The sequence below is a fragment of the uncultured Jannaschia sp. genome, assembly GCF_947494055.1.
Lineage (GTDB): Bacteria > Pseudomonadota > Alphaproteobacteria > Rhodobacterales > Rhodobacteraceae > Jannaschia.
Genome location: NZ_CANLTR010000080.1, coordinates 1 through 7,594 on the forward strand (window position 1 = coordinate 1; position 7,594 = coordinate 7,594).

The following is a 7,594-nucleotide window of genomic DNA, read 5'->3' on the forward strand; positions in this document are numbered from 1 at the left end:
TCAATGAACGAGCGACACCAGCTATGAAGAAGCAGGTGGACGCCAGTTCCTACACCACGCCCCGGGACACTACCAAGTCGCGCGCCAAGAGGCTTTGCCCCAGCAGCTTTACGCAGTGCATCTTCGTCTCGTCTCGTCTCGTCTCGTCTCGTCTCGTCTCGTTTCGTCTCGTCTCGACTTCGGCGGTGGTATCCGCTCCATTTTTGCCAGATGGCCCGGCCGAGGTATTGCGACGCGCGCACAGCCTCGTGCCCGGCGATGGCACCCGCAGTTGACGGCTTCCAGGGCTTCGCGTTCTTGCGGGGCGGCATGACGCCATGGGCACCTCGGTCGGCAACGGCGTCATGGCACTTGCGCGTGTCGTAGGCCCCGTCGGCGGTGAGCGAGCCGATCTCCACGTCGGCCGGGATCTGGCTCAGCAGTTCGAGCAGCATCGGCGCGTCACCAACGCGACCCCCGGTGATCTCGATGGCCTGGATCTCCAGCGTCTGTTCGTCGAAGCCGAGGTGGATCTTGCGCCACAGGCGTCGTTTCGCGCCACCGTGCTTGCGGGCGTGCCATTCGCCTTCGCCCTCTGCCTTGATGCCGGTGCTGTCCATTGCCCGGCAGGGCATTGCGTTGCAATGTCCCGAGAGGGATCAGCAGATCAAGCGGTCCGGCGAACCCTTGTAGGGAATGGACACGGCCAAGGTCTTCTGGCGCCGGCTCAGCGTGCTGAAATCCGGCACCACACAGTCGAGGCCGACCAGGCGCAGCGGGCTCTCCACAAACCCTGTCGTCTGCCGGAGGGCCATGCCGAAGAGCACCTTCACCGTCAGGCACGTCTGGATCGCGGCATCACTATACCGCGGCTGTCGGCCTCGCTTGCCGATCGGCGGCGGCACCCAAGCCATATCCGGATCGAGCCAGACCGTCAGGGAACCGCGCTGCTCGAGGGCTTCGTTGCAGGTCGGCCAGTTCCTGGTCTTGCAGCTCGACGGGATGGGTCTGCTCATGAGGACGAGATACCGCAATGGATTCGCGAGGAATCCTCCCGGTTTTGCACGACAAAGCCGCCGGGGTGGCAAATGTCGTCGGTCATTCTGGTGATCTGTTTCTGCCGCCTAGCTAGATTATCGAGCCCGGAGAGGAGACATTGACGCAAAGCACGCGGACAAAATCACAACAGCGCAGGCTACAGGGCAGCAGATTTCGATCAGCGTGGCCGGGACGATGCTGGGTAGACACGGGTCGATCGGCGACGCATCACTACGAAAAGGGCTTATACGGATCCGCGCGCATCTCCTGATCCTGACGATGTTCGCGAACAGGCTGCTGTTGCCGGACCATGACCACTCGGTTGACGGGCGATTACAGGCGTATCGCTTCGCTCAGGTTCCCTCTTTGATCTCGGCCTTGATCTGCGCCCAGGTCAGAAGCGTGAAGACCACCGTTCCGCCGATGACGTTGCCGGCCAGCACGGGCAGGAAGAACCGCGTCAGGGCGGGACCGATATCCAGTTCGTTCTGGACCATCAGATAGGCCATCTCTACCGATCCGGCGACGATGTGGGTGAAGTCGCCGAGCGCGATCAGCCACGTGAACAGAATGATGAGCGGCACCCGACTCGACTTGGCCGACGGCATCATCCACACCAGAGCGGCAATCAGGACGCCCGCAGGGATGCCGCGGTAGAAGGATTCCGCACCCGTCAAGCCGGTCGCATGGCGGCTGAGTTCCGCAACTGCCGCGGCGACGTCCTCTTCCATCACGGGTGCGAAGGCCATGAATGCGGCGATGCCGAAGGCCCCGACGACATTCGCGGCCAGAACCACGGCCCAGAGCCGCATGGTCCGCCAGAACGCCGGGCCGTTGTGGCGCAGCACGACCGGAACGACGGTCGTGATCGTATTTTCGGTGAACAGCTGCATCCGTCCGAGGATGACCAGCAAAAAGCCCATCGAGTAGCCGGCATTCTCGATGATGTATCGCCATTCGGTGTCTGGTAGCTTGGCACGCAGCAGGGCCTCGCCCCAGACCGAGAAACAGATCAGTACGCCGGCCGCCACACCCGACCACCACAACGCGCTGGCCGGCCGCCGCAGTTCCTCCTCGCCGTGCTGCCGGATCGCCTCGAAGACCAGGCGGGAACTCAGGGGGGACGCCTTGCGCACGGCTTCGCGTTCGTCGCGACGCGTCGTCAGTTCGGCGCTTTCCTCAGCGGACATTCGATCTCGATTTCTGACTGTCGGCCCGAACGCCGCAAGGGCAAGCAGATCCGTAACGTGCTACCGACGACTACGACGAAAATCGTTGCCGATCAGACTGACGAGTTGAAACCCCGCTTTGGTTTCCTTTGATACAGACTGTGCGACATGCGCAACGGGTCATAAGGGTCGGCAGGCTCCGACGAGGTAGCCCTGGGTTCGACGTCACTGCTTGCCGATGCCATCGGTTTCTCGGCCTTGGTCGGAGTCATCTTCCGATCGGCCGTGCGAGCCGCGACCGGAGGCTCCGTTCGGGAACGATGTTCTTCGACAGGACGCATGGAGTTGGGCTCTGTCGCAGCCACACTCGATGGCCGCAGGTCCGATGCGACGGGAATGTCGTACACCCGGGCGCGTCGCCGCCGTTTCACCGGCTGATCCCTCTGTTGAACGCCGATCTCTGCCTGCCGCCGTACGCCAAGCGTCAACCAGACGAGGCCGATTGTGATCAAGACCAACGGAACGGGGTTTGCCCGCGCCTTGCGAAGCGTGGCCATCGCCAGACTCCGACCGTCGCCGGCAAGGAAGGTCCGGGCATCACGGATGAAAGGCGCCGGGTCCAGGCGTCGTCGAGCGGCTTCGACCGATGTCCGGAACGCCTCGCGTGCGAGCGCGACCTCCTGCTCGGCCTCGTCCAGGGTCATCCGGTCGACATTGCGATCGGCCATTCCATCGTTCCTTGTCGAAGACGCGGAGCGAACAGCGTTCGCTCCGCCTTTTGGTCACGACGACTACATCTTCTGCTTGGTACGGTCGGTCGTCTCCGTGCGATCCGTGCGATCGTCGTCGATCTCGACCTCGGTATGGCGCACCGTATCGTGTACGGTCTCGGAGCGATCGGCCACATCCTTGTTGAGCGTGATCTCCTCGACGACGCGGGCCTCCTTGGACATGACGGCTTCCTCGGCGGTCTCCGTCGCCTCGATGGTCCGGTCGGTAAAGGCGTCCGCGCTGTCGTCCAACGGCCGGTCGACGGCGTTCCGCTCGACATGGATCGTTTCGTCGTGAAGCGTCACCGTCTCCTCGACCGGCGTCTCGACCACGTAGGAGCGGACGCGGACGCGGCCGTGATCGACCTCGCGCTTGCCGACCCTGAGCTTCTCTTCGACGACCTCGATCGTGCCGTCGACGACATCGCCCTTGGGCGTGAAGGCCGGCGCGGCCTCTGCCATGCCGGTCGCACGCGGCTCGCTGCCGGTCATTCCGGTCGATCCCGCCATGGCGCCGGGCTCCATGTAGCTGTCGGCAGTCCAGCCCTCGGCGCGCCAGCTTTCCTCGCGCTCGTCCATGTCGACCGTTCCCTCGTCATCGAGGATGTCGAGGATGCGGTCCCGGTTCGAGGCGGTCGTGGTCAGCGACACCAGGTAGCCGCCACGATTGAGCCCTTCGGCGTAGGTGGCACGATCCTCGTCGGGCATGAAGAAGTCGCCGAGCGCCTCGAAGAAGCCCTTGTCCTCATGCGCCGCCGGCGCGTCGGCGGCGTCGTTGCCTTCGACCATGCGAATGTCGTCGCGCGCCACACCTTCGGCGACGATCCGATCGATCGCGGCATCCGCGTCTGCCCGGCTGTCGAAGAAGGCGGTCACGTACTGGCTGCGGCCGGTCGTCGGTGCGGTATCTGTCTCGTAAGCGTAGTCGGACATGATGTCCTCCATGTGCCGGCGCGTCATCCTTCCGGATCGACGCGCGCGACGGTTGCCGTCTGCCGGCGAAGGCTGACGGGAATGTCGACAGTTTCGGTCGTCTCGTACTGCGTGATGTGCAGTTCTTCCGTCAGGACGATGCGGGTTTCCGTCACCAGGACTTCCTCGAAGACTGGAACGATGGTGACGCCGCCTTCCGTGCGCGGACCGGGGGGCGCTTCCCCGGGCTCCAACATCCGCTCGACTGGTACGCGGGTCACTTCGAACCGGGTTCCGTGAAGTTCGTGACTACGAACCTCGTCGAAGGTCTCGGTGGCGGTCGTCACGCGCACCCGACCCGTGATCGTCTCGCGGACGCCGATCGACGCACGTTCCTCGACGAGTTTGATCGTCTGAGGGTCGGTTTGCTCCGTCAGGTCAGCTTTGGAAGGCATCCGCACTACCCCCGATCGGGGTTACAAGCACGTCGTTGAACGTCGCGGACCACGGATCGAGCTTTCGCGGCCATTCCATTGTCGCAGCAATGTCGACGTGGATCCACGCATCGGTGTGAAAGGTGAGGGACATCGGTTTCCTTGAACCTGCTCCAAGCTCATGGACAGAGCACTGGTTAACACGCCGGGGTGGAAATGGTTGCCTTGGCCCGAACGATACGGCCCGTAAGCCGTTTGGCTGCCTTCGACAGGGGATGGCAGGTCTGGAGGACAGCGTCCTCGGCCTCGATCTGGGATGCCTGTAGGCCAACGAGGCGGCGCTTAAGATGTACGGCCTTCAGAGCCTCGCGATGCTTGAAACCAGGATAGCTCGTGGGCGACGGGGCGGTGCCGTATTAATAAAGCGCGAGAACAAGTTGGCTTGCGTTAGCGTCACCGTGTAACGTGCCGTCAGATAGCATTTTATTCCTTGGCTTTGGCTGTCGGGCTAACATCGCTATCGTGCCGTCACGCCTCCGCCATCTCCATCGCCACTGCTTGAGAGGGTATGCTTTGGGTGACCACCCGAGCGGCCTGAAACGACCGTTCGCCCGGGACGAATGCTTGCCGCGGTGTTTGCGAAGTATCGCTCCGAGAGCGACCTGAAGGGTCCGATTTCCGCCTCCGATTACGCGCGTTTCGAAACGCACCGGGATCCTGCCGTGCGGGTATGGCATGCGCGTCTTGAAGGCGCGTCGATGGAAGCAACCGCCGCGACTTCGTTTTGCAATCTGCTTGATGGCTGAGGTTCCCCTTTCCCTGTATGAACTCGTTTGACGGCTTCCGTGACGGGTATGCCGAGTGCGGTGAATGCGTTCAGCACGGCGACGCGGACATGAAACTCTGAGACCTGACAGTCGAAGTTACGAACTGCGAGACGTTGGCCCAGGAGCTTGACGCAGTGCATCTTTGTTTCAGCACGGCTTCGGCGGTGAGATGCACTCCATCGTCGCCGATGGTTCGTTCGAAGCGCCGTGATGCGCGGAGAGCTTCGTTTCGTGTGATTGCACCGGCGGTGTCGGGCTTCTAGGGCTTGGCATTCTTGCGAGGCGAGATGATCGCGGCAGCGCCGCAGGCGGCGATGGCTTCATGGGATTTGCGGGTGTTGAAAGTGCCGTCAGTGATGACGCCGCCGATCTCCTGATCGGGCGGGATCTGGTCGAGTAGTTCGGGCAGCATTGGCGCGTCGTCGATGTTGCTGGTGAAGGGGCCGGCCTCCTGGCAGGATGACGCACATCGCAGCCTGGGCCATTTTGTCCCGGAGGTTTGCGGGATGCCGATGGACTGTCAGGTCATCTTCCTTCCATCACTCGCAGGTCGGGGGCTGTCAGCTCCGCGCTGCCAGCCGACCCTGTATCCGTTCAGGCGGCCGTCATTGTCGGCGTGGCCTCGCAAGTCCGCCCGTAATGGAGCCGCGCCCGGACGATCCGCGCCATCTTCGCCGCCAGCGCCACCACGGCCACGTCGGCATGCATCCGAGCGAGCAACCCGCGCAGCCATGCGCCCGTGGCATTGTCGACCCGTCGCAGCACCGGCCTCGTAGCCCGCGCGCCCTGGATCGGCATCTTGCGCAGGTACTTCGAGCCGCGCTTCGTGATCCCCGGCAGCTTCGGCCTGCCGCCCGTGGTTGCCTGCCTGGGCACCAGTCCGAGCCAGGCCGCCGGGTCGCGTCCGCGACCGAAGCTCGCCGCGTCACCAACGGCGGCCACGAGAGCGGTGGCGTCGAGCACCCCGATGCCGGGCACGACCGTCAGCCGACGGGCACGGGGATCGGCCTCGGCCATCGCGGCGAACGCGGCGTCGAAGGCCGCAATCCACTGGTCGCGTTCGTTCCACCGGGCACGCATGTCAGCCAACAGAAAAGGCCATACGCCGCCTCAGCGCCATCGGGCAGCTCGGCCAGCCGCGCCCGCAGGCGCGCACGTCCTTGCGCCACGACATGGCCGCGCTCGAGAAGCAAGCCCCCGATCCGGTCGGTCCGCGAGGTCCGGTCGCCGACTACCCGGTCACGCACCCTGTGCAGCGTCTGCACGTCGGGATGGTCCCCGGACTTCAGCGTCATGAAGCGCATCGTCGGCCGAGCCGCCGCCTCGGCGATGGCCTCCGCATCACGGTCGTCGTTCTTTCGGGCCTTCACGTAGGGTCGCACATGCTCCGGCGACATCAATCGCACCTCGTGACCCATCCCCGCCAGCGCGCGGCCCATGTGATGCGCGCCGCAGCACGCCTCCATGGCGACCATACAGGCCGGCAAGCCCGCAGCGAAGGTCAGCACCCGGTCCCGCCGCATCCGCCGTCGCAGCACAACGGTCCCAGCCGCGTCTAGCTCCACCACGCTGCAACCCGCTTTGCCCAAGTCCACCCCGATGATCACGATAACCATAGTCCGATCCTCCTCGTCATGACACCGGCAGCTTACACAGCCGCCGACGGGAGGGGCCGGCCATCCACAAAGGGGGGCGTGGTCGCATGATCCACTGCCCGACAGGGTATTGCACGGCAATGTCTTGAGAGGGGACGCGCCAAGGGCGGGCCAAGCACGAAGCTACACGCCGTCACCGACGCGCTCGGACGACCGATCCGGTTCTTCATGAGCGCAAGTCAGCGATTGCATCGGCGCACGGGCACTGCTCGGTGGACTGCCAGAAGGCAAATGGCTGCTCGGCGATCGCGGCTATGATGCCGACTGGTTCCGAGACGCCTCACAGGACATCGGGATACGCGCCTGTGACCGATGAATGCTGCGAGTTCTTCTTCGAAAAGCGCCTCGATCGTCGCCCGGATGTTCTGCCGCAGCCGATCCTCGATCGGGTCATAGCCGGCATCACCGCACAGTAGCGCCGGCATCGTCGTATCTGTAATCTTCGTCATGGCGTGATCTCCCTGGCGGTTGCCGCCGCCGGTCAGGTGGTTTGACTCACCCGGAGATTACGCCGCCCTCGATTTTCCACCACCCTCCGCGACACGACCTTCCAAACTCCATGGGTGGTTGGGCTTGATCAGGCGGGGCTCGATTTCATGTGCCTCGCAGATCATGTCGAACCGCATCTGCCGGGAATACGCAGTGTTGCGGTTCCGGGGCTGCTCGGCGAACTGGATGCCGTTGTCAGTCAGGATCGTGTGGATGCGATATGGGATCGCCTTGAGAAGATGTTCGAGGAACTCCCACGCGGTCTTGCGATCAGCCTTGTCCACGAGTTGCGTGACCGCAAACTTGCTGGTCCGGTCGATG

5 protein-coding genes and 6 pseudogenes are annotated in these 7,594 nt (G+C 63.8%); 2 read left to right on the forward strand and 9 right to left on the reverse strand.

Features of this window, described 5'->3' with window-relative positions:
• Positions 1–76: 76 nt before the first annotated feature.
• The 5 genes and pseudogenes from Q1A87_RS22415 to Q1A87_RS22435 all read right to left on the reverse strand — a co-directional run.
• Positions 77–995, reverse strand: a pseudogene (locus Q1A87_RS22415) (IS5 family transposase); the annotation flags it as partial.
• Between the two features lie 375 nt (positions 996–1,370).
• Positions 1,371–2,207 carry a formate/nitrite transporter family protein gene (locus Q1A87_RS22420; RefSeq protein WP_299656766.1) on the reverse strand — a complete coding sequence of 279 codons (837 nt, stop codon included), beginning with the start codon at positions 2,205–2,207 and terminating at the stop codon, positions 1,371–1,373.
• Positions 2,208–2,299: 92 nt separating this feature from the next.
• Positions 2,300–2,914, reverse strand: a complete 615-nt coding sequence (locus Q1A87_RS22425; protein ID WP_299656769.1) for a hypothetical protein — start codon at positions 2,912–2,914, stop codon at positions 2,300–2,302.
• 63 nt (positions 2,915–2,977) lie between these two features.
• Positions 2,978–3,889, reverse strand: a complete 912-nt coding sequence (locus Q1A87_RS22430; protein ID WP_299656772.1) for a YsnF/AvaK domain-containing protein — start codon at positions 3,887–3,889, stop codon at positions 2,978–2,980.
• Positions 3,890–3,912: 23 nt separating this feature from the next.
• On the reverse strand, positions 3,913–4,323 hold the full coding sequence (locus Q1A87_RS22435; protein ID WP_299656774.1) for a DUF2382 domain-containing protein: 411 nt from the start codon (positions 4,321–4,323) through the stop codon (positions 3,913–3,915).
• Positions 4,324–4,922: 599 nt separating this feature from the next.
• Here Q1A87_RS22435 and Q1A87_RS22440 point away from each other — a divergent pair.
• A complete protein-coding gene (locus tag Q1A87_RS22440; RefSeq protein ID WP_299656776.1) occupies positions 4,923–5,108 on the forward strand; it encodes a hypothetical protein in 186 nt (61 codons plus the stop codon).
• 29 nt (positions 5,109–5,137) lie between these two features.
• On the opposite strand, the pseudogene Q1A87_RS22445 reads toward Q1A87_RS22440, so the two are convergent.
• Positions 5,138–5,565: pseudogene (locus Q1A87_RS22445) on the reverse strand (transposase); the annotation flags it as partial.
• 158 nt (positions 5,566–5,723) lie between these two features.
• Positions 5,724–6,745, reverse strand: a pseudogene (locus Q1A87_RS22450) (IS110 family transposase).
• Positions 6,746–6,877: 132 nt separating this feature from the next.
• On the opposite strand from Q1A87_RS22450, the pseudogene Q1A87_RS22455 reads away from it, so the two are divergent.
• Positions 6,878–7,091: pseudogene (locus tag Q1A87_RS22455) on the forward strand (transposase); the annotation flags it as partial.
• A 1-nt stretch (position 7,092) separates the two neighbouring features.
• Here Q1A87_RS22455 and Q1A87_RS22460 read toward each other — a convergent pair.
• Both Q1A87_RS22460 and Q1A87_RS22465 read right to left on the reverse strand, forming a co-directional pair.
• Positions 7,093–7,233 (reverse strand): annotated as a pseudogene (locus Q1A87_RS22460) (IS256 family transposase); the annotation flags it as partial.
• Between the two features lie 108 nt (positions 7,234–7,341).
• Positions 7,342–7,594 (reverse strand): annotated as a pseudogene (locus Q1A87_RS22465) (IS481 family transposase); the annotation flags it as partial.